19 protein-coding genes, 3 tRNA genes and 1 pseudogene are annotated in these 18,945 nt (G+C 37.1%); 14 read left to right on the top strand and 9 right to left on the bottom strand.

The window, feature by feature from the left end:
- Positions 1-45 precede the first annotated feature (45 nt).
- From B0E34_RS02750 to B0E34_RS02710, 9 genes and pseudogenes are all read left to right on the top strand, one after another.
- The gene (locus B0E34_RS02750) at positions 46-321 is read left to right on the top strand and encodes a YHS domain-containing protein (RefSeq protein ID WP_050378248.1); all 276 of its coding nucleotides are present in this window, start codon (positions 46-48) and stop codon (positions 319-321) included.
- Positions 308-988: an SCO family protein gene (locus tag B0E34_RS02745; protein ID WP_087706545.1), complete on the top strand. Its 681-nt coding sequence runs from the start codon at positions 308-310 to the stop codon at positions 986-988. The genes B0E34_RS02750 and B0E34_RS02745 overlap by 14 nt, the downstream gene beginning before the upstream one ends.
- 112 nt (positions 989-1,100) lie before the next feature.
- Positions 1,101-1,760 (top strand): annotated as a pseudogene (locus B0E34_RS02740) (superoxide dismutase); the annotation flags it as partial.
- Between the two features lie 444 nt (positions 1,761-2,204).
- Positions 2,205-2,570: a hypothetical protein gene (locus tag B0E34_RS21085; protein WP_123956515.1), complete on the top strand. Its 366-nt coding sequence runs from the start codon at positions 2,205-2,207 to the stop codon at positions 2,568-2,570.
- Positions 2,571-2,999: 429 nt separating this feature from the next.
- Positions 3,000-3,815: an NHL repeat-containing protein gene (locus tag B0E34_RS02730; RefSeq protein ID WP_123956512.1), complete on the top strand. Its 816-nt coding sequence runs from the start codon at positions 3,000-3,002 to the stop codon at positions 3,813-3,815.
- 24 nt (positions 3,816-3,839) lie between these two features.
- Positions 3,840-4,238 carry a T9SS type A sorting domain-containing protein gene (locus B0E34_RS02725; protein ID WP_087706539.1) on the top strand — a complete coding sequence of 133 codons (399 nt, stop codon included), beginning with the start codon at positions 3,840-3,842 and terminating at the stop codon, positions 4,236-4,238.
- A 41-nt stretch (positions 4,239-4,279) separates the two neighbouring features.
- Positions 4,280-5,107, top strand: a complete 828-nt coding sequence (locus B0E34_RS02720) for an MbnP family protein (RefSeq protein ID WP_087706537.1) — start codon at positions 4,280-4,282, stop codon at positions 5,105-5,107.
- Positions 5,100-6,176 carry a cytochrome-c peroxidase gene (locus B0E34_RS02715; protein WP_087706535.1) on the top strand — a complete coding sequence of 359 codons (1,077 nt, stop codon included), beginning with the start codon at positions 5,100-5,102 and terminating at the stop codon, positions 6,174-6,176. Before B0E34_RS02720 ends, B0E34_RS02715 begins: the two co-directional genes overlap by 8 nt.
- A 7-nt stretch (positions 6,177-6,183) precedes the next feature.
- On the top strand, positions 6,184-7,125 hold the full coding sequence (locus B0E34_RS02710) for a transporter (protein ID WP_087706533.1): 942 nt from the start codon (positions 6,184-6,186) through the stop codon (positions 7,123-7,125).
- A 153-nt stretch (positions 7,126-7,278) separates the two neighbouring features.
- Here the strand turns inward: B0E34_RS02710 and B0E34_RS02705 are convergent.
- The 6 genes from B0E34_RS02705 to B0E34_RS02680 all read right to left on the bottom strand — a co-directional run bounded on the left by B0E34_RS02705 (position 7,279) and on the right by B0E34_RS02680 (position 9,599).
- Positions 7,279-7,350, bottom strand: a tRNA-Glu gene (locus B0E34_RS02705).
- A 94-nt stretch (positions 7,351-7,444) separates the two neighbouring features.
- Positions 7,445-7,516 (bottom strand) — tRNA-Glu (locus B0E34_RS02700).
- 11 nt (positions 7,517-7,527) lie between these two features.
- On the bottom strand, positions 7,528-7,782 hold the full coding sequence (gene rpsT, locus B0E34_RS02695) for a 30S ribosomal protein S20 (RefSeq protein WP_076391798.1): 255 nt from the start codon (positions 7,780-7,782) through the stop codon (positions 7,528-7,530).
- A 67-nt stretch (positions 7,783-7,849) separates the two neighbouring features.
- Positions 7,850-8,170 (bottom strand): hypothetical protein, encoded by a 321-nt coding sequence (locus B0E34_RS02690; RefSeq protein WP_087706585.1) that lies wholly within the window; start codon positions 8,168-8,170, stop codon positions 7,850-7,852.
- 10 nt (positions 8,171-8,180) lie between these two features.
- Positions 8,181-8,255: transfer RNA gene (locus B0E34_RS02685), tRNA-Glu, on the bottom strand.
- 57 nt (positions 8,256-8,312) lie between these two features.
- The gene (locus B0E34_RS02680; protein WP_165762942.1) at positions 8,313-9,599 is read right to left on the bottom strand and encodes an N-acetylmuramoyl-L-alanine amidase family protein; all 1,287 of its coding nucleotides are present in this window, start codon (positions 9,597-9,599) and stop codon (positions 8,313-8,315) included.
- Positions 9,600-9,664: 65 nt separating this feature from the next.
- Between B0E34_RS02680 and B0E34_RS02675 the strand changes: the two genes are divergently transcribed.
- Genes B0E34_RS02675 through B0E34_RS02665 form a run of 3 tightly spaced genes read left to right on the top strand, consistent with a single transcriptional unit; the run spans position 9,665 to position 13,142 of the window.
- Positions 9,665-12,253, top strand: a complete 2,589-nt coding sequence (locus tag B0E34_RS02675) for a putative LPS assembly protein LptD (RefSeq protein ID WP_087706581.1) — start codon at positions 9,665-9,667, stop codon at positions 12,251-12,253.
- Positions 12,254-12,309: 56 nt separating this feature from the next.
- The gene (locus B0E34_RS02670; protein ID WP_076391804.1) at positions 12,310-12,690 is read left to right on the top strand and encodes a RidA family protein; all 381 of its coding nucleotides are present in this window, start codon (positions 12,310-12,312) and stop codon (positions 12,688-12,690) included.
- Positions 12,690-13,142, top strand: coding sequence for a hypothetical protein (locus B0E34_RS02665; RefSeq protein WP_087706531.1), 453 nt, complete (start codon positions 12,690-12,692; stop codon positions 13,140-13,142). The genes B0E34_RS02670 and B0E34_RS02665 overlap by 1 nt, the downstream gene beginning before the upstream one ends.
- 266 nt (positions 13,143-13,408) lie before the next feature.
- Here the strand turns inward: B0E34_RS02665 and B0E34_RS02660 are convergent, their stop codons facing one another.
- Positions 13,409-14,932 carry a trypsin-like peptidase domain-containing protein gene (locus tag B0E34_RS02660; RefSeq protein ID WP_087706579.1) on the bottom strand — a complete coding sequence of 508 codons (1,524 nt, stop codon included), beginning with the start codon at positions 14,930-14,932 and terminating at the stop codon, positions 13,409-13,411.
- Between the two features lie 357 nt (positions 14,933-15,289).
- Here B0E34_RS02660 and trhO point away from each other — a divergent pair, with 357 nt between their 5' ends.
- Both trhO and B0E34_RS02650 read left to right on the top strand, forming a co-directional pair.
- Positions 15,290-16,657 carry an oxygen-dependent tRNA uridine(34) hydroxylase TrhO gene (trhO, locus tag B0E34_RS02655; RefSeq protein ID WP_087706529.1) on the top strand — a complete coding sequence of 456 codons (1,368 nt, stop codon included), beginning with the start codon at positions 15,290-15,292 and terminating at the stop codon, positions 16,655-16,657.
- Between the two features lie 5 nt (positions 16,658-16,662).
- Positions 16,663-17,238, top strand: a complete 576-nt coding sequence (locus B0E34_RS02650) for a 5-formyltetrahydrofolate cyclo-ligase (RefSeq protein WP_087706527.1) — start codon at positions 16,663-16,665, stop codon at positions 17,236-17,238.
- Here B0E34_RS02650 and B0E34_RS02645 read toward each other — a convergent pair.
- Both B0E34_RS02645 and B0E34_RS02640 read right to left on the bottom strand, forming a co-directional pair.
- Positions 17,187-17,768: a hypothetical protein gene (locus B0E34_RS02645; RefSeq protein WP_087706525.1), complete on the bottom strand. Its 582-nt coding sequence runs from the start codon at positions 17,766-17,768 to the stop codon at positions 17,187-17,189. The two genes, B0E34_RS02650 and B0E34_RS02645, sit on opposite strands and share 52 nt — an antisense overlap.
- Positions 17,752-18,930, bottom strand: a complete 1,179-nt coding sequence (locus B0E34_RS02640; protein WP_087706524.1) for a hypothetical protein — start codon at positions 18,928-18,930, stop codon at positions 17,752-17,754. Before B0E34_RS02640 ends, B0E34_RS02645 begins: the two co-directional genes overlap by 17 nt.
- Between the last annotated feature and the right edge of the window lie 15 nt (positions 18,931-18,945).

Genomic DNA, 18,945 nt, shown 5'->3' with positions numbered 1-18,945 from the left:
CAAATTTTTATTCAAATATCATTAATAATTTCAATGTAAATAAAAATGAAATCAAAACTTATCTTAACAGCACTATTGTCTGTTTCATTAATGGCATGTGCACAGGAAACCCCTAAAGTAAAGCATAAAAAAGCAAAAACAACTGCAAATTCCGGAACAAAAACAGTGAAATTTGCCAATGCGGTAGATCCCATCTGCAATATGCCCACCGAAGCCGATATGAAAGATACGGCAGTCTATAAAAATAAAACGTACGGTTTTTGCAGTGCTTACTGTAAAGACGAATTCAAAAAGAATCCTGAGAAATATGCCAAAAAATAAAAAGACCAGCAATTCCAAAAGCAAAGTAATCGTTCCGATTGTGATTATTGCTTTACTTTTTCTGGGGATCGGTGTCGGAATGGGGTATTTCAAAAAAAATCTGTACACCGTAATGAAAATTCCGGATTTCAAATTGACCGATCAGAACAACAAAACGGTTACCAATAAAGATATGCTCGGAAAAGTATATCTGGTCGAATTTTTCTTCAGCAAATGTCCCACGATTTGTCCGGTCATGAATACCAACATGAGAGCCATTGAAGAGGAGATTAACAATCCGGATTTCGGAATCATCTCTATAAGCATTGATCCGGAAAATGATACTCCGCAGACATTAAAGGAACACGCACAAAGAATTGGCGTAAAATCTCCGAACTGGCATTTTTTAACCGGAAACAGAGATTATATTGGTAAATTAGCAGATCAGTTCAATATTTATGTCGGAGATAAGGAAGATGAAAGCGAAAGTCTTAATCATAGCGGAATGATTGCTCTTGTGGATAAAGAAGGAAATATCCGTTGCCGATACAATAAAGACAATATGCCGATCCTGTATTATTCGGGATTAAACTATGAAGATCCGGAAGGAAAAACTCCGAAACTGACAGGGAAATACCATCCCGACAGAGAAATATTGATAGAGGATATTAAAAAATTATTGAAATAGAGGTTTGGAAAATGGAAGTTAGAGGCTGGAAGTTTTATGGAGTATGTAAAAGAACTTCAGGCTTCCATCATCTGTCTCCCAGCCAAAATAAATCACATAAAAATAAAATAGTATGAAGATTTTGAAAGTAGCTGCTCTGAGTGCAGTTTTTGCAGCGCAGTTTGCGTTTGCACAGTTTAAGCAGACACCGTTGCCGTATGCTTACAATGCGTTGGAAGGAAATATCGACGCACAGACAATGGAAATTCATTATTCCAAACACGCAGCAGCCTATGTTGCAAACCTGAATAAAGCAATCGCAGGAACGCCGCAGGAAAAACAAACCCTGTTCGAGATCATGTCCAATGCTTCAAAATTACCGGCTGCCGTAAGAAATAACGCAGGAGGACATTACAATCACGAGTTGTTCTGGACCGTCTTAACTCCGGAAAAAAATACACAACCTTCTGAAAAACTTGCAAAAGCAATCAATGAAGCATTCGGAAGCATGGATGCTTTTAAAGCGAAGATGGCAAAAGCAGGAGCCGACCGTTTCGGATCAGGTTGGGCATGGCTTTCTGTGGATAAGAGCGGAAAATTATTTGTTTCCTCAACGCCCAATCAGGATAACCCCTTAATGGATGTTGTAGAAGAAAAAGGAACCCCTATTTTCGGGATCGATGTTTGGGAACACGCGTATTACCTGAAATATCAGAACAAAAGAGCAGATTATTTAACCGCGATCTGGAACGTAACCAACTGGAAAGAAATCAGCAGAAGATACGAAGAAGCAACGAAAGCAAAAAAAGGAAAATTCGATGATTGGCAGGCTATGAAAGATTTTCACACCGTGATGTCTCAGACTTTCCATCCTGCGGAAGAAGGCAATCTTCAGCCTATCAAAACAAGAGCAGCAGAAATGGCATCAAAAGCAAAAGCATTGCAAACTTCGGCTGTTCCTGCTGAATTTAACAAAAAAGGCGTTAAGGAAGCCATTGCAAAACTTTCTAAGGACAGTCAGGATCTTGAAAAACAAATCAAGAAAAAAGATTCTGATGCAAATATTACAAAATCTCTTACTGCTCTGCACGATACTTTCCATACAATTGTAGGATTGTGTTCTGCTGAGGATGAACATTAATTGATTTACATAAAAGGCAGCTTATTAATTTTTGTAAGTTGCCTTTTTATGTTTAATATCATATAACAAAACAAAAAGTATTATTAAATTTGCTCCGTGAAATATATCATTTCTATTTTCATGATTATTCAGATGACAATACGTCCGATATTGCCATTTATAGATTATACAGTTAATTACGACTATATAACTAAAGAACTTTGTGAAAACAGAATGAAACCAGAGTTAATGTGTAACGGTAAATGTTACCTTTCAAAAGAACTCTCAAAAACTCAGGAGCAGGGAAACAAAAGCAGTCAGAAAATAAGTCTGAATTCCATAGATATCTTTATCGTAAATGAAAGTTTAGACGACAGCTTCATCCTCAAATCAAATATTCTGAAAAATACTGTCGGTACATTCAAAGCCGATTCTTATCATCATTTACACTATTTTCAGGTTTTTCATCCTCCATTAGTGTAGCATAATCTCTTCTGTTTCTGAAAATGCAGAAGAATAATTTTCCGGACAATCTATAAAGGTTTTTCTGATATTGTTTTACAGTGTCAATGTTAAGCAATTGCATAAAATTAAACGTTTAGCTGTAATGCCACGGCTGTAATCGTTGGCCTCGGTCTCCTTATATTTCAGAGGATACGCAATGCTGAAAATAAAAACTGTGTTTTTTATAAAATCCTGTAAAATAGTGTTCAGAAAATTCCTCAAAAATATCAACAAAACTTTTTTCTTCAAGAGAATCGGGATCTGCTCATAACAGAATGGGTTTAAGAAATCGTTTCGTTTCCATAATTGATTTTTACAGATCAATTTATTAGAGCATTTTGCCGATTCTCTTATTTGTTTAATATATATCCGGAGCAAAAATATCCCGGATCAAAATTTCATAAAGATATGTTTCAAAAAATATTATCTGTAATAGTTTTCTCTTTTTTCAATCTTATTTTTTCCCAGCAATATTCGTGGAATACTCAGGGGATTACCGTTGCCGGAGGAAACGGAGCGGGCGGTGCAAATAACCAGCTTAATTTTCCTTACTCTGTTTTTATTGATAGCAGCAGCAATTTATACATTACAGACACCCAAAATCATAGAATTGTAAAATGGGATTCGGCATTAAATCAGGGAGTTACTGTTGCCGGAGGAAATGGTTCGGGAGGTAATTCCAATCAGCTTAATACTCCTACTTGTGTTTGGGTAGACGATAATAAGAATATCTATGTTCTGGATTCGTTTAATGCAAGAATTCAAAAGTGGGAACCCAATGCCGTAACAGGAATTACTGTTGCCGGAGGAAATGGAGAAGGAGCAGCACTTGATCAACTAAACAAGCCCGGTGGATTTTATCTCAGAGGAAACACCTTCTATATTGTTGATGCAGGAAACAGCAGAATTGTGAAATGGGCAATAGGAGATTCTTCCGGAACTTTGGCTGCTGCGGGTACTTATGGCGCAAATGCAGATCAGTTAGCCAATCCTTCTGTTAACGGAACCATCTATGTAGACAACAATGAGAATCTTTATGTAACAGATTATATTAACAACAGGGTACAGAAATTTTCTTCAGGCAGTACAAATGCAGTAACAGTTGCGGGAGGCAATGGCTCCGGAACCGCTAATAATCAAATGAAAGCACCCAACGGTATTTTTATGATGAACGACGGAACAATGATTATTGCTGAATACACAGGAAGAAGAATCCTTTCCTGAAAAGAAGGACAGGCCAGCGGAAATGTGATTGCAGGAGGAAACGTAAATGGAAGTGGAGCAGATCAGTTCAAAAGTCCAAGAGGAGTTTTTGTGGCGCCAAACGGAGATCTTTATGTTACAGACATGGGAAACCACCGCATCCAGAAATTTATCTTCAACGGAACACTTTCTACTCAGGATGAGAGTAAGCATACCGTTTCCAGTTCCATATATCCTAATCCGGCAGATGAGGTCATTCATATAACTGCGAAATATCAGATTGAAAGCATCAAAATTTTTGATTGTTCAGGGAGAGATGTTACAGGAAACAATTCCGTTCAAAACAATTCTGTACTTACGGTTCAGAGTTTAGAACCGGGAGTATACTTCCTTCAGCTTTTTGGGAAAAAAGAACATGAAACTTTAAAATTTATCAAAAAATAAATACTAAACAACAATAATTTTTACAATTAAATTTAATCAAAATGAAAATTTACAAATTCTTATCATTACTTTTCGTAGCAATTACATTATTTACCGTTTCATCTTGCAGCAATAATGACGATGAAGAAGTTCTGGACACGACTCCGGGAAGTTTACAGCTAAAATTCGAAAACGGATTCAATAACCTTGGAGACATCGTTTTAAACCAGACCACACAAACTTCCGTTAACGGACAAAAACACCAGTTTTCTACTTTGAAATATGTAATCAGCAACATCACTTTAATCGATGAAAACGGAGGAGAATTCAAATACCATTATAATGATCCGGATAACGGAGCTTTTATCGTAGATCAGGCAGAAGCTGTTGCCGGAATTAATTACATCAACCTGAAAGAAGTTCCTAAAAACAATTACAAAAAAGTAAGAATCGGTTTAGGAATCAGTCAGTCCGCTTACCTTTTGGGACAAAGCGGACAGGGTGTTTTCTGGCAGAAAGCAAAAACCGCAGGAATGGCTTGGTCTTGGGCGGCAGGATACATCTTCACAAAACTGGAAGGTAAATATGGAACTTCTTCAGCCACTACAGAATTCATGAACCACTGTGGAAATATGGGGAACACTGCAGCAAACAACACTGCAGATCTTTACCGTGAAATTACCCTTGATTTTCCTTCAACGGCAAGAGTATCAAAACAGATTACACCATCGGTTCACATTTTAGCGGATCTTAACCAATATCTGAGCGGACAGACTGCTTTAACATTGGATACTTCTAACGACATGGCAATGGGATCAAACCAGCATTTGGTGAATGTTACCAATAATATTTCTAAAATGTTTAAAGTAGATCACGTTCACAATGATTAATTTTTTCATACAATCCAAAAGAGGGCAATTCTGCTCTCTTTGGATTTTTCTCTTTATTGTGGTATTTCCCCTGACTTCCTGCACGGAAGATGAGGTTTTGGAGCCTTTGCCAAAAGATGAAGCTTATCGTCTCGACAAACCTGCGGGTTTTCCGGACATCACTTTTGATATTACAGGAAATCCGGTCACGGTGAATGGAGTAGCATTGGGGAAAAAACTTTTTTACGAAGGAAAATTATCCAGAAATAATACCATCTCATGCGGATTCTGCCATATTCAGGAATATGCTTTTACCCATCACGGTCATACGGTGAGCCATGGAATTGATGACCGATTAGGCATCCGAAATGCACCACCAATACAGAATATGGCATTTCTGAAAAATTACACATGGGACGGAGTCAGCCACAATCTGGACGAAAGATCTCTGGTTCCCATTACCACAGATTTTGAGATGGACAGCTCGCTTCCTGAAGCGGTAGGAAAATTAAATGCTGATGCAAATTACAAGAAAATGTTTAAAGCAGCGTTCGGTGACGAAAACATTACCGGTGAAAAAATTCTCAAAGCCATTTCGCAGTTTATGGCAACCATGATTTCCGCGGATTCAAAGTACGACAGGATGAAAAAAGGAACAGAAGTATTTTCAGCAGAAGAAAATCAGGGAATGGCTCTGTTTCAGAATAAATGCGCATCTTGTCATTCGGGAGACTTATTTACTGATGAAAGCTATCGGAATACTGGAATGTATTATAATCCGCAGTTTGACGACAGAGGAAGATATCGTGTAACGCTGGACTGGAATGACAATATGAAATTTCGTGTTCCAAGCCTCAGAAATGTAGAATATACAGCACCTTATATGCACGACGGAAGACTTTACAGTTTGGAAGCGGTTATGAATTTTTATTCTGATAATGTAGAAAACCAGCCCAACCTCGATCCGTTGCTGAAGCAAAACGGTCACGTTGGAATTCCTATGACCGCTTCTGAAAAACAGAACATCATCGCATTTCTGAAAACGTTAAGCGATAAAAATTTTATAATGAATCCAAAATTTGCAGAATAATAGAATTATGAAGAAGGTATTTTTAACATTGGGTTTAGCCGGATGTTTTTTCAGTCAGGCAAAAGAAATCCATGACAGTTTATTTATTCCCAAAGAACTCAATCCACTGTTCTTTGATGATTGTGATGCATGTGGCTGCGCCGCAGGAAACGGTTCTTCCGGATTTGAATCTTTACTGAATCCTCAGTTTATCGGAGTTAAATATTTTGCACAGCATTACAGAGCCAAAGAAAATTTATTCGTCAATGATCTTACGCAGGATCAGTATTTCAATACGGTTCAGCTTTGGGGAAAAATTCCGCTTGCCAAAAATGTAAGTGTATATGCAAGTATTCCGTTTCAGTTTCACACCAAAAAAACGTTGCAGGGAGATATCAAAATTGAAGGAATCGGAGATGCGAATGTAATGGGAATCTATCAGATCATCGATTCCAAAGATTCTTCCCATCAACTGAATGGAGGTTTCGGCGTGAAAATTCCGATCGGAAAATTTGATGAAAAAGGAATCACAGGAGTAAATCCCAGTTTTCAGCTTGGAACAGGAAGCTGGGATTATCAGATGGTTTTGAATTATAAATTTCAGAAAGATAAGCTGGCGGTATTGCTGAATACAGATTATACTTTAAAAACAGAAAACAAAAAGCATTACCGTTTCGGCAACCAGTGGAATTATGCAGCGACAGGATTTTACAGACTCTGGAAAAATGAAAACAGTATTCTTTCGGGAAAATTCGGAATGCAGGGGGAAGTCTACGACTGGAACAGACAGTTTGGAGAAGTAATGCCTAAAACTGCCGGAAGCGCTTTATACGGAAAGCTGGGTTTTGAAGCCTCCTACAAAAAATTCAGTTTGGGAAGTGAAGTAATGCTTCCTGCTTACACAAATCTTGCCGGAGGAGATATTGAAGCGAAATCACGGTTCAGCATTTTCATAAATTTCGGAATTTAGATTTAATATATTAATTCTACCCAAAACCTTCATTTTACAGTGAAGGTTTTTCTTTTTGTAAACTGTAGTAATAAATATTAAGAATGAGATGAAATAGATGGTTTTCTAAGATTAATAAACAAAAAAAGAGATCCAATAATGAATCTCTTTTTGTAGCCCGTAGGGGAATCGAACCCCTCTTACCAGAATGAAAATCTGAGGTCCTAACCGATAGACGAACGGGCCATCTAATTTCTGCGAATTATCGCAGGGTTAGTTTTTTGTTTTTATAAGTTTCAACTCTTATTAATTACCAGGTTAGAGTAGTAATTAAGTTTTGTAGCCCGTAGGGGAATCGAACCCCTCTTACCAGAATGAAAATCTGAGGTCCTAACCGATAGACGAACGGGCCAACTATACTTATTAAGCTAGTTTATTAACGTGCTTAGTTAATTTGCTTTTCAAGTTAGCTGCTTTGTTTTTGTGAATAATATTTTTCTTAGCTAATTTATCCAACAAAGAGATAACTTTTGGCAATTGCTCTGCAGCAGCAGCCTTATCTTCTTCATTTCTTAACACTTTCATTGCTGTTCTAGCAGTCTTGTGGTAGTATCTGTTACGAAGTTTTCTTACTTCGTTTTGTCTGATTCTTTTTAATGCTGATTTATGATTTGCCATATCGTTCAAATGTGAGTGCAAAAGTAAAAACTTTTTTTTTATCCTCCAAATTTATTTTCAAAAATTTTTAATTTTCTTCAGATAAATATTTTTTGAGTTTATCTATTGCCTGTTCTATTTTAATATTCTCTTCTTCTCTTTCTAATTTTTTGATGGTGCTTTTCAGCATTACCATCGCATTGTTCCATTCTCCAGTGGTATTGGTGAAGGTAAGTCCGTCAATCGTTACTGCAAAAGTTACCCTTTCTCCAGTCCTGTCAAGTCTGAAACTTATTTTATCATCACTGCCTGTTATCCCGTCTTCATTGATTTTTAAATCATAACTTTTTGGGTTAGAGTGGATTTTCTTAAAAAGCAATTTTGCTTCTTGTATTTTTAAATCCGGCATGATATAAATTTGGTAGCCTATAGGAGAATCGAACTCCTGTTGCAAGGATGAAAACCTTGAGTCCTAACCACTAGACGAATAGGCCAAATTTTGAGGTTGCAAAAGTAATAATTAACTTTTTAACTTCAAAATTATTTTTTTATTATTTGAAAACTTTTTGAATAACGGTATTCTTAATTCCTTTAGCATCAAGCTCTTTCTGTAATTTCACCGCATCCTCCAAAGTATACACTTTTCCGTAGGTATAATAGAAAACGCCGCTTTCTTTGTTTCTTTCCACGTCTTTCAGCGTCTGAAGAATGAAAGAATTTCCATTCAGTTTTTCGCCCACGTAGACTTCAATGGTGTAGTATCCCGTATTTAATTTCTGGTTCGGCATGAATCCTACCGCATAGGCATTCCGGAATCCGGCGTCTTTTGCTGTTTTAATATTAATATCTCTTACAGAAGCAAGGTTGGTAACCCCGTAATAATATTTGTACTGTCCGTTCTCTTTAATAGGCAGAATATAATTTAACCCTTTTAAAGCAGGATCTCCCTCCTTGAATCTTTCCGGAGAACTCAACAGTAAGATTCTGAAATCATTTTTCAGTGCGATTTCCGCCAGTTTATCAGGTTCAGGTTTTTTTACCACTGCGGAAACACCTGATTTTCTGTCGATCGCTTTTTTATAATCAATAATTGCCTGATAAATACTTTCGGAAATTTCATCCTGTCCTTTTTCAGAAGCCAGATAATGACTTTCTTCGGGATGATTGATGAATCCGGTTTCAATTAATACGGAAGGCATTGCATTCATACGCAGAACGTGCAGGTTTTTCTGGAACACACCGCGGGAACTTCTTTTGTCTTTATTTACAAAATTATTTTCTACCAGTCCGCCCAGAAGAAGGCTGGATTCCAGATATTTGCTTTGCTGAAGTTTCAGGGCAATTAAAGATTCCGGAGAACTTGCATCATAAGAACCGAAGGTCTGCTTATCTTTTTCATCCAGAAAGATCACATCATTTTCACGTTTTGCCACTTCGAGATTGGTGTCATTCTGATCCGGTCCCTGTACATAAGTTTCGGTTCCGTACGCGGTTGGTCTTTTGGAAGAATTACAGTGGATGGAAACAAAAAGATCCGCTTTGCTTCTGTTCGCAAGATTGGTTCTGTCCGACAAAGAAGGATATTCGTCGATCTTTCTTGTGTAGATTACTTTAAAATCTTTATTTTTTTCGAGCATTGCCCCTACTTTAAGCGTAATGGAGAGCGTTACATCCTTTTCGGAGATCCTTCCGATATCGGTGTAGGTTCTGTTTGCTCCGTAATCACTTCCTCCGTGTCCTGCGTCCAAAACAATGGTAAATTTCTTTTGCGAAAAAATAAAGTTGGCAGTCAGGATGAAGAGAAATGATAAAATTATTTTAAAATTTACTTTGTACATCTTACAGTTTTAAAATTTATATTAATTTTGAGCCTTAATTGTATACATATAAATATAACAAAAAATTGGTCAAAACCGTCTCCAAAAATATATTACAAATTTTAATTATCCTAATTTTTAACAATTTTTTAGCACAGCAAACGCCCAAAAAATTGCCTGAAAATGCGGTTAATGATACTATTTCCAAAAAAGATACCATTGTTCTGAAAAAGGAACCTTTGGAATCTGTTCTGCAGACAAAAGCAGACTACCAGAGAAGAGATTTCCAGAAGAAAATGGTGTATCTGAACAAAAATGCGCAAGTGAAATATCAGGATATGCAGATTGATGCAGACTATATTTCCATTGATGAGCAGAAACATCTCATGTACGCACGAGGAAAACAGGACTCTTTAGGAAGAATTATTGAGCCTGTTATTACAACACAGGCAGGGAAGAAATACGAAACTACAGAATTTCAGTATAATACCTTAACAAGACAGGCAATTGCATTTAATGCAAGAACCGAAGAAAACGAAGGGGTTATTACCGCGAACAAAACCAAGAAGTACAACGACAGTATCTTTGCGATGAGCCGCGCAGATTATACGACGGACGATTATTACATCAAGAAAAAAGATACGGCGGCAGATTATTTTTTAAGAGCAAGATATCTGAAGCTTGTAAAAACAAAAAATAAATCTTCTATTGTTTCGGGACCGATCCAGATGTATATAGAACAGGTTCCCACTCCGCTTATCATGCCTTTTGCGATCCTTCCTTTTTCAACCAAAAGATCTGCGGGAATCCTGATTCCGAGTTTCGGGGAAAGACAGGATGTAGGATTCTTCCTGAACGGTTTAGGTTATTATCAGCCGATCGGGGAACATTTTGACCTTAAAATCCTTTCGGATATTTACACCAAAGGAAGTTGGAATCTGCGGCCTGAAATGAATTATATTAAAAAATACCGCTATTCCGGAAACTTTTCTGCGGACATCGGAACCATGGTTCGTGGGATCAAAGGTTTAGATGATTACAGCAAAACAGGAACGTACAGAATTGCGTGGAGACATACACAGGATTCCAAAGCCAATCCTTTCCTTACATTTTCTGCATCGGTAGATATTGTGAGTACAAAATTTTATAACAATACACTGAACAATAATTATATTTTAAATCAGAATGTTTTAAATACCCAGCAAAACTCTACGGTTACCCTTACCAAAAGATTTTTAAAACTTCCGGTTACCATTACGGGAACGGCTTCCTATTCGCAGAATTTTGCCACCGGTTTATCAGATCTTCGTCTGCCGCAGATGAACGTGGCAATCAATCAGTTTTATTTATTCAGATCCAAGACAGGAGTGCGTTCCGGTCTGCTTGAAAATTTAACCGTAAACACAGGAATTAATTTATCAAACTTTGTTCAGACTAACGAAGGCGAACTTTTTAAAGCGGCAATGTGGGATAAACTGCAGACCGGAGTGAAAAATAACATTGCTCTGGGAACCAATACAACCGTAGCGAAATATTTCACATTCAGTTTGGGAGCGAATATTGATAATGCATTAACCACAAAAACCATCAATAAATTCTACGACCCTATTCAGAATAAAGTAATTACGGAAACTAATAAAGGAATTTCAGGATATTCTACGTTTTCAACAACAGCAAGTATTCAGACTACGTTATACGGACAGGCAAACTTTAAGAAAGGTTCCGCCATTGAAGCTATCAGACACATGATGACACCAAGTATCGGGTTTACCTATTCTCCGGATTTCGGAGGTTCCGGGTATGGATATTTTAAAAACTATTACGATGCAAATGGAGCTTTAACACCATATTCTATTTTTGAAGGCGGAATTATCGGAAGTCCGACGACAGGATTAGTAGGAGCTTTAGGTTTTAACATCGGGAATAATTTAGAGATGAAGGTAAGATCGAAAAGCGATTCTACAGGAGTGAAGAAGATCAAGATTTTTGAATCTCTTAACCTTTCCGGAAATTATAATTTTGCGGCGAAAGATCATCCTTTTTCCATTATTACGATTACGGGACAGTCTTCTTTCTTTAATAATAAACTCAGCCTGAATACAAGTTTATCTTTAGATCCATACAGAATTATCTATCTTCCGGGGCAGGATGCCGGAATAAGAACAGAAGAGTTCGGCTACTTCAGTGTTCAGGGATTCAACGTTCAGATGTCTTATCCTCTGAGCAGCGAAATTTTTGGAGAAAAAACAGATTATTCTAAGAAATACAAAACCAAAGGAGAAGTAAGGAACGAAAATTATTATTTTGATGATGATAATTATGCGCATTTCGATCAGGCATGGACGTTAAATGTAAATGCAAACTATGCCTACACGAAAAGTTCAGCTTCCAGAACACCAACGAGACTGGCTTCTGTGGGACTGGACGGAAGTCTTAAATTAACACCCTACTGGAATATCAACGGAAGTACACACTATGATATGGTGACGCAGAAACTGGCGTATACCAGAATAGGTTTTGCAAGAGATCAGCGAAGTTTTACCATTAATTTCAACTGGGTTCCTTTCGGCCAGTATAAAGTATATGACTTCTTTATCGGGATCAAAGCCAATATCTTAAGTGATGCGCTGAAGTATAAAGACAGAAGTTTTACACAGCCAAATGCACCTTTCTAATATTTGATTATAGAAATAGAATATAAATTTTATATTTGCACCCAAAATAAATTTTCATGAAAAAAGTAATCAACACCGTAAATGCTCCTGCAGCGATCGGACCATATTCACAAGCCAATATGGCAAACGGAATATTGTATATTTCCGGACAGATCCCTGTAGATCCTGCAACCGGTAAACTGGTAGAAGGAATTGAAAAAGAAACCCATCAGGTAATGAAAAACCTTGAAGCAATTCTTACAGAAGCAGGAATGACTTTTAAGAATGTGGTAAAAGCAACCATTTTCCTTAAAAGCATGGATGATTTTGCGGTAATGAATGATATTTACGCTTCCTATCTGGACGCGGAAAGCTTTCCTGCGCGTGAAACGGTACAGGTTTCCTGTCTGCCGAAAAATGTGGATATCGAAATTTCTATGATCGCACATCAGGATTAATGAATTTTATAAGAAATACAATTGCGGTTATCGTAGGTCTTGGGATTGCAGGACTCATCATTACTCTTGGGATAAGAGCATTTCCGCAATGGGTAAATTTCGACGCTTTTGCTCCGTTTGAGCATTGGCAGAGATTTCTTCAGAGCAAGCAGAACGACGGTGCGTTTTTCGGTTTCCTGCTGTTTGTTTCCGGACTGGGAACTACAGTGGGAGGAGTGGCAACTGCCATTATCGTAAAATATGCTAAAGTAGCTTATGCTATTCTTATCGGTTTCATTATGCTTTTTATAGCCATGCTGGATGTTATTGTTTTCCCTTATCATCCTACCTTCTATAAAATCTCTATTTTTCTTACGTTCTTCCCGTTTTCGTGGATCGGTGGTAAAATTGTAGAAGTCATTTATGAACGAAAGAAAAAAAGAAGAATCGCTGAAAAAATGAATAAATCATAATTATAAAAACGTTGCAGGTTGCAGCGTTTTTTGTTTGTACTCAATTTCCGGAAAGTTTCTTACTAGGGTGCGGGAAGGTTTCCCGCTTTCCGGAAAGTTTGCTGCAGGGGTGCAGGAAGCTTTCCGGAAGGATCGTTTGCTAATTTCAGTTGCAGGATTTCTTTTTCAATTAAATAAGATGTTTCTGAATATTAAACTAAAAAAACTCGGCTGCCTCATTTGAGGCAGCCGAGTTTTTGATATGAAGTGAAGTTTAGCTCTTTTTATTAAGGCATTTTAAAGCCTCTCTGATACCCTCTTCCGTAGTCATCCATGTATTTGATCTGGGCAGTGCCATTGAACTTATTCAGAATGTTTTCTACATCTTTCTGAGAGTTTACAGGTTTTCCGTTGATCTCTGTGATGATGTATCCGTCTACGACTCCTGCTTTAGCCATTTCACCGCCTTCAACTACATTTTTGGCAATTACTCCGCTGTTCAGACCATAATATGCTTTTGTTTTATCATCAATACTCTGGAAATCGGCTCCGATTTTTTCCGTTACGCTCAGATCCGCTTTCGTTCTTGTAGAAGTTCCTCCTTTCTGATCTCTTAATGTAACGGTTGTAGTGGAAGGTTTTCCGTTTCTCTGGTAAGTTACCGTCACTTTATCTCCAGGACGTTTGCTTCCGATGGCAATGGAAAGATCTGCAAAATCTGTAATTGGTGTTGTATCAATTTGGGTAATGATATCACCTACTTTTAATCCTGCATCTTCTGCACCGCTGCTTTCTCCGAATCCTGTTACCAGAACTCCTGAACCGGATTTATAATTGGTCTTTTTATCTTTATTGTAAGCGGCAACAAGCTGATCGTCGGATAGATCTAAAGAAGTTACTCCTAAGAATCCTCTCTGTACGATACCGAACTTCTTAATGTCTTCAACAATCTTTCTCGCTAAGTTTGCCGGAACTGCAAATCCGTATCCTTGGTAATAACCTGTCGTAGACTGAATCGCTGAGTTAATCCCGATCAGATCTCCGTTTGTATTTACCAAAGCTCCTCCGGAGTTCCCCGGATTAATTGCTGCATCGGTCTGAATAAAACTTTCAATCGGATTGGCTGCTTTTCCCTGTGAACTTAAAATTCCGATTCCTCTGCCTTTTGCAGAGACAATTCCGGCTGTAACGGTAGAATTCAATCCAAGCGGATTTCCTACGGCAAGTACCCATTGTCCTACTTCAATATTATCGGAATTCGCAAAATTTAAATAAGGCAATCCTTTTTCTTCAATTTTAAGAAGGGAAATATCTGTATTCGGGTCTGTTCCTACTAAAGTGGCGATATACGATTTTTTGTTACTCAAAACAACTTCCAGTTTATTGGCTCCTGCAACAACGTGGTTGTTTGAAATGATGTATCCGTCCGGAGAGATGATAACTCCCGATCCCATTCCGGAAGGCATATTGTCCGGAACCTGCTGCTTTTGTCTCTGCTGTCCTCTTCCTCCGAAAGGATCTCCAAAGAAGAAATCGAACATATCCTGCTCAGAAGCTCTGCTTGTGGTTCTGGACTGATAATTTTTTATGGTTACCACTGCCGGAACTGTCGTTTTGGCAGCTTTTACAAAATCGTCCCCCACTGCAGCGGAATTCATCCCTGCGAAGGAAACATTAGAAGATTTTGTAAAATATGATTGATCTGCGTTGTTGGAATCGTGATTAAGATACTGTAATCCTCCAACGGTAGTAGCACCGGAAATTACTCCCACTACTGCAAATGGTAATAGTTTTTTTAAAGTACTCTTCATTGTATATCTTTCTTTGTTATTTATTGATGTTAACTTTTTCATTTTACTGGAAACAAATTTAATGCTAAATACGTATGCAATTGGTACATAATGTTTCATTTTTAACTAAAATTTAACAACAATTGCAATAATTTATGCATTATCCCATAAATTTTAAAATCTCAATTAACGAACCTTAAAAAAATCTTAATGACATTATGGCATATTGATGTTTTAAATGTCATAAAATTACAAAGGTTGAAGATGATTCATCCAAAAGAGTACCAATCTGAATATATACCTGACAAATCTTATATTTTTCATTAATCTGAAAATAATTATCTTTGCAAAAATTTTCTCACTTAAAACGTTTATAGCATGCAACTGTACAACACCTTAAGCGCAGAAGAAAGAGCTCGACTAATTGATGAGGCCGGAAAAGAGCGCCTTACCCTATCTTTCTATGCGTATGCCAAAATTGAAGATCCCAAAAAATTTCGCGACGATTTATTTATAGCCTGGAATGCACTGGATGCGCTTGGTCGTATCTATGTGGCGCATGAAGGAATTAACGCTCAGATGAGCGTTCCTGCCGACAACTTTGAGGCATTTCGCGAGACACTTGAAGCATACGATTTCATGAAAGGCATTCGTTTGAATGTAGCAGTGGAGCAGGACAATCATTCATTTTTAAAATTAACCATCAAAGTCAGAAACAAAATCGTAGCCGATGGTCTGAACGATGAGACTTTTGATGTTACCAATAAAGGCGTTCATTTAAGAGCAAAAGAATTTAACAGTTTGCTTGAAGATCCGAACACCATTGTCGTAGATTTCAGAAATCACTACGAAAGTGAAGTCGGGCATTTTGAAGGAGCAATTACTCCCGATGTGGAAAACTTCAGAGAAAGTCTGCCGATTATTAACGAACAGCTACAGGATTTTAAAGAAGATAAAAACCTTTTGATGTACTGTACCGGAGGAATCCGTTGCGAAAAGGCAAGTGCTTACTTCAAACATCAGGGTTTTAAAAATGTATTTCAATTGGAAGGCGGAATTATAGAATACACCCGTCAGATAAAAGAAGAAGGCATAGAAAGTAAGTTTATCGGTAAAAACTTTGTATTCGATCATAGATTAGGCGAAAGAATTACCGATGACATTATTGCGCAGTGTCACCAGTGTGGAAAACCGTGTGACAATCATACGAACTGTGCGAACGATGCGTGTCATTTATTGTTTATCCAGTGTGATGAATGTAAAGCGGCGATGGAAAACTGCTGTTCGACAGAATGTCAGGAAACCATTCATTTGCCTTGGGAAGAGCAGGTTGCTAAAAGAAAGGGTCTTCAGGTAGGAAATAAAGTATTCAGAAAAGGAAAATCTGAAGCTTTGAAATTCAAAAAATCCGGAGATTTACCAGATAAGCCTTTAGCAAAAGCTGAAACAAAAGATATCCGCCAGAAAATAAAAGTTAAAAAGACTTTGATCGGAAAGGCGGAGCATTATTATTCAAAATCTAAGATTGCTCAGTTTTTAATTGAAAACAATGAACTTGCAGTAGGAGATAAAGTATTAATTTCCGGACCCACAACAGGAGATCAGGAAATAACCATCTCTCAGATTTTTGTGAACGGAGTTTTCAGCGACACAGCAAAAGCAGGAGATCAGATTACTTTTGAACTGCCTTTCAGAGTTCGTCTGTCTGATAAATTGTACAAAATCCTTGATTCTGAAAACGCATAATCGATATGTTAAAAGCAGAGTTAAGAAAAAAATATATGCAAAAAAGAAAAGCCTTGTCGATTGATGAGGCTTTCTTGTTATCTGAAAAGGTTTTTAAAAATTTCATTGAATATTTCAAGCCTTCTCAAAACCAGAAAATCCACATTTTCATCCCGATTGAGAAGTTAAGGGAAGTAAATACCCAGATTTTCGTCAGCTACTTTGTAAGCGGAAAGATTCGTGTTTTTGTTCCTAAAATTGTCGATACAAGACTGATTTCGGTAGAAATTTTTGCAGATTCTAAATTTGAATTGAATAACTGGGGAATTTCCGAACCTGTTTCTGATGAAGATTCAGGTATTCTGGATTATGATTTTATAATTACCCCTTTATTATACTGCGATTCTAAAGGAAACAGAGTAGGATACGGAAAAGGTTTCTACGATGGTTTTTTTGAAAAAGTATCGGTAGAGACAAAAAAAATCGGAGTTAATTATTTTAACCCCGAAGAAAATATCGATGATGTCTGGGAAAATGATATTCCGCTCGATTATTTGGTTACACCTGATGTGGTACTGTCTTTTTCAGGAGCATCAGAGTAAAATTTCACAAAGTAAAATTTAAATTCCTTGCTTTTCTGAGCCGGTTTTGATACCAAAGTGTATTGTGCATTTCGCTCAAAATTTCCCAAAGATTTATTTTTATCCCCAAAATATTCCACATTGAATTTGGCGAAATTCAGCGTGTCCTTTTCTTTTATTTTCTGGAAAACATTCAGATTGCTTACGCGTACATTTTTTACATTCAGGCTTTCGAGTTCTTTAAAAAGATCCTTAAAGGTCGTAGAATCAGATTTCTGGAAATACTTTTCTATTTTAGAATAAATTGCCGTGTCAATTTCCGTATTTCTCTGTCCGGAAAGATATAACGTAGACAAATCCAGCACATCCTGCACTTTTTGCGAAGTAATGGAATTGATAGCCTGAGTACTGTCCATTTTTACCGTTTTGTTGTTCGTATTTCGTAGCTTTTCCAGATCACTCTGTCCTCCGTTTTCTTCTTTTTTAATGCACGAAGTCATGGTGAATCCTATTAATATGATAAAAAACAAAAAGTTATTTATTGTTTTCATTGGCTGAGATTTTAAATTTAATAGATACGATTTTCCCTTTGTTATCCGTCTTCATCTCGATAACATTAAGGTTTTTAAGTGATGTTGTAGGTGTGGTAACTAAGGTAATGTAATCTTCCTTATCCAAGGTTTCAAGTCCGTAAATATCACTGTCATAAACCTGAGTGATCACGGCGTTGTTGCTGATTCGGTTTTCCAGTTGTCTTCTTTTCTGGGTGATGAGATCATTCTGTTCCTGCGAATTTTCTCCCTTTACATCCTTTGTTGAAAAATAATAAAGCGCCATCTTATAATCATCGGGTTTCAGCTCGATGGTTTCCTCTTCGGGTGCATTTTCTAAGTTTCGGTTCACTTCCAGATATTCATAAAACGGAGAACTGATCTGCATTTTAAGATTTTTGTCCTTTGTGGCATATCTGAAACATTCTCCGGGTTTTATTCGGTAAAGAATAGGAGATTCGTTTTCCTTGATCACTTTGATTTCTATTTCACGCTGAATACTTAAATTTCTGTCGGCATCCGTAAAACAGTACACATAAGTTTTTTGGAAGATCGCATCTTTAAATCCTAAAAGTCCTGTAAGAATTACCAAAATAGTGGTGACAATTGCCCAAACATTCTTTCTGATGAAATTTTTCTTGGGTTTTTCAGCTTCTGCTAAGGAAATTTTTTCAGTCTCTGAATTTTTAGTAATTAATTGATTTTCAATTATTGATTTTTGTAAATCTGAATTTTCAGGGGCTTTAAATTCCTGTTTTTTAGGTAAATCTTCATCTTTTGGCAAATCAAGTGATGCAGAAACTGTTTTTTCCAGTTCTTTAAGTTCATTGTCTTTCAAATCTTCATCATCCTGCAGCAATTCACCTGCAAAAAGATGCTGTTTTTTGAATTCATACCATGAGTCGTATCCTGCATAAATACTGAGTAAATTCAGCATATCGATTCTTGGCAGTTTGGTAACCGGCGAATTCTTAAAATAGGTATAAAAAGATTTTTCGCTGATGTTCCCTTTTGCCTTTTTTCTGAGATCTTCCTGAAAATAAATGATGTCGATACCCTTCCATTTCGAAATATCGTCATAGGAAGGAGTGTATTCTTTCAGATATTGAGCCTGGACATCCTTTTTTAACTGCTCAAAATGTAATAGATCTAAGTCCGTCAATTTATTTTAAAATGA

It is taken from the genome of Chryseobacterium mucoviscidosis (assembly GCF_002177115.1).
Lineage (GTDB): Bacteria > Bacteroidota > Bacteroidia > Flavobacteriales > Weeksellaceae > Chryseobacterium > Chryseobacterium mucoviscidosis.
This window is presented reverse-complemented; position numbering and strand designations above follow the sequence as displayed.

What these genes read in the sequence shown, in the direction of transcription:
- B0E34_RS02730 (WP_123956512.1), top strand. Translation starts at nt 3,000, where the DNA reads ATGTTTCAAAAAATATTATCTGTAATAGTTTTCTCTTTTTTCAATCTT.
- B0E34_RS02715 (WP_087706535.1), top strand. Translation starts at nt 5,100, where the DNA reads ATGATTAATTTTTTCATACAATCCAAAAGAGGGCAATTCTGCTCTCTT.
- B0E34_RS02645 (WP_087706525.1), bottom strand. Translation starts at nt 17,768, where the DNA reads ATGAAAACAATAAATAACTTTTTGTTTTTTATCATATTAATAGGATTC.
- B0E34_RS02750 (WP_050378248.1), top strand. Translation starts at nt 46, where the DNA reads ATGAAATCAAAACTTATCTTAACAGCACTATTGTCTGTTTCATTAATG.
- B0E34_RS02745 (WP_087706545.1), top strand. Translation starts at nt 308, where the DNA reads ATGCCAAAAAATAAAAAGACCAGCAATTCCAAAAGCAAAGTAATCGTT.
- trhO (WP_087706529.1), top strand. Translation starts at nt 15,290, where the DNA reads ATGCAACTGTACAACACCTTAAGCGCAGAAGAAAGAGCTCGACTAATT.
- rpsT (WP_076391798.1), bottom strand. Translation starts at nt 7,782, where the DNA reads ATGGCAAATCATAAATCAGCATTAAAAAGAATCAGACAAAACGAAGTA.
- B0E34_RS02665 (WP_087706531.1), top strand. Translation starts at nt 12,690, where the DNA reads ATGAATTTTATAAGAAATACAATTGCGGTTATCGTAGGTCTTGGGATT.
- B0E34_RS02670 (WP_076391804.1), top strand. Translation starts at nt 12,310, where the DNA reads ATGAAAAAAGTAATCAACACCGTAAATGCTCCTGCAGCGATCGGACCA.
- B0E34_RS02680 (WP_165762942.1), bottom strand. Translation starts at nt 9,599, where the DNA reads ATGTACAAAGTAAATTTTAAAATAATTTTATCATTTCTCTTCATCCTG.
- B0E34_RS02720 (WP_087706537.1), top strand. Translation starts at nt 4,280, where the DNA reads ATGAAAATTTACAAATTCTTATCATTACTTTTCGTAGCAATTACATTA.
- B0E34_RS02710 (WP_087706533.1), top strand. Translation starts at nt 6,184, where the DNA reads ATGAAGAAGGTATTTTTAACATTGGGTTTAGCCGGATGTTTTTTCAGT.
- B0E34_RS02650 (WP_087706527.1), top strand. Translation starts at nt 16,663, where the DNA reads ATGTTAAAAGCAGAGTTAAGAAAAAAATATATGCAAAAAAGAAAAGCC.
- B0E34_RS02660 (WP_087706579.1), bottom strand. Translation starts at nt 14,932, where the DNA reads ATGAAGAGTACTTTAAAAAAACTATTACCATTTGCAGTAGTGGGAGTA.
- B0E34_RS02690 (WP_087706585.1), bottom strand. Translation starts at nt 8,170, where the DNA reads ATGCCGGATTTAAAAATACAAGAAGCAAAATTGCTTTTTAAGAAAATC.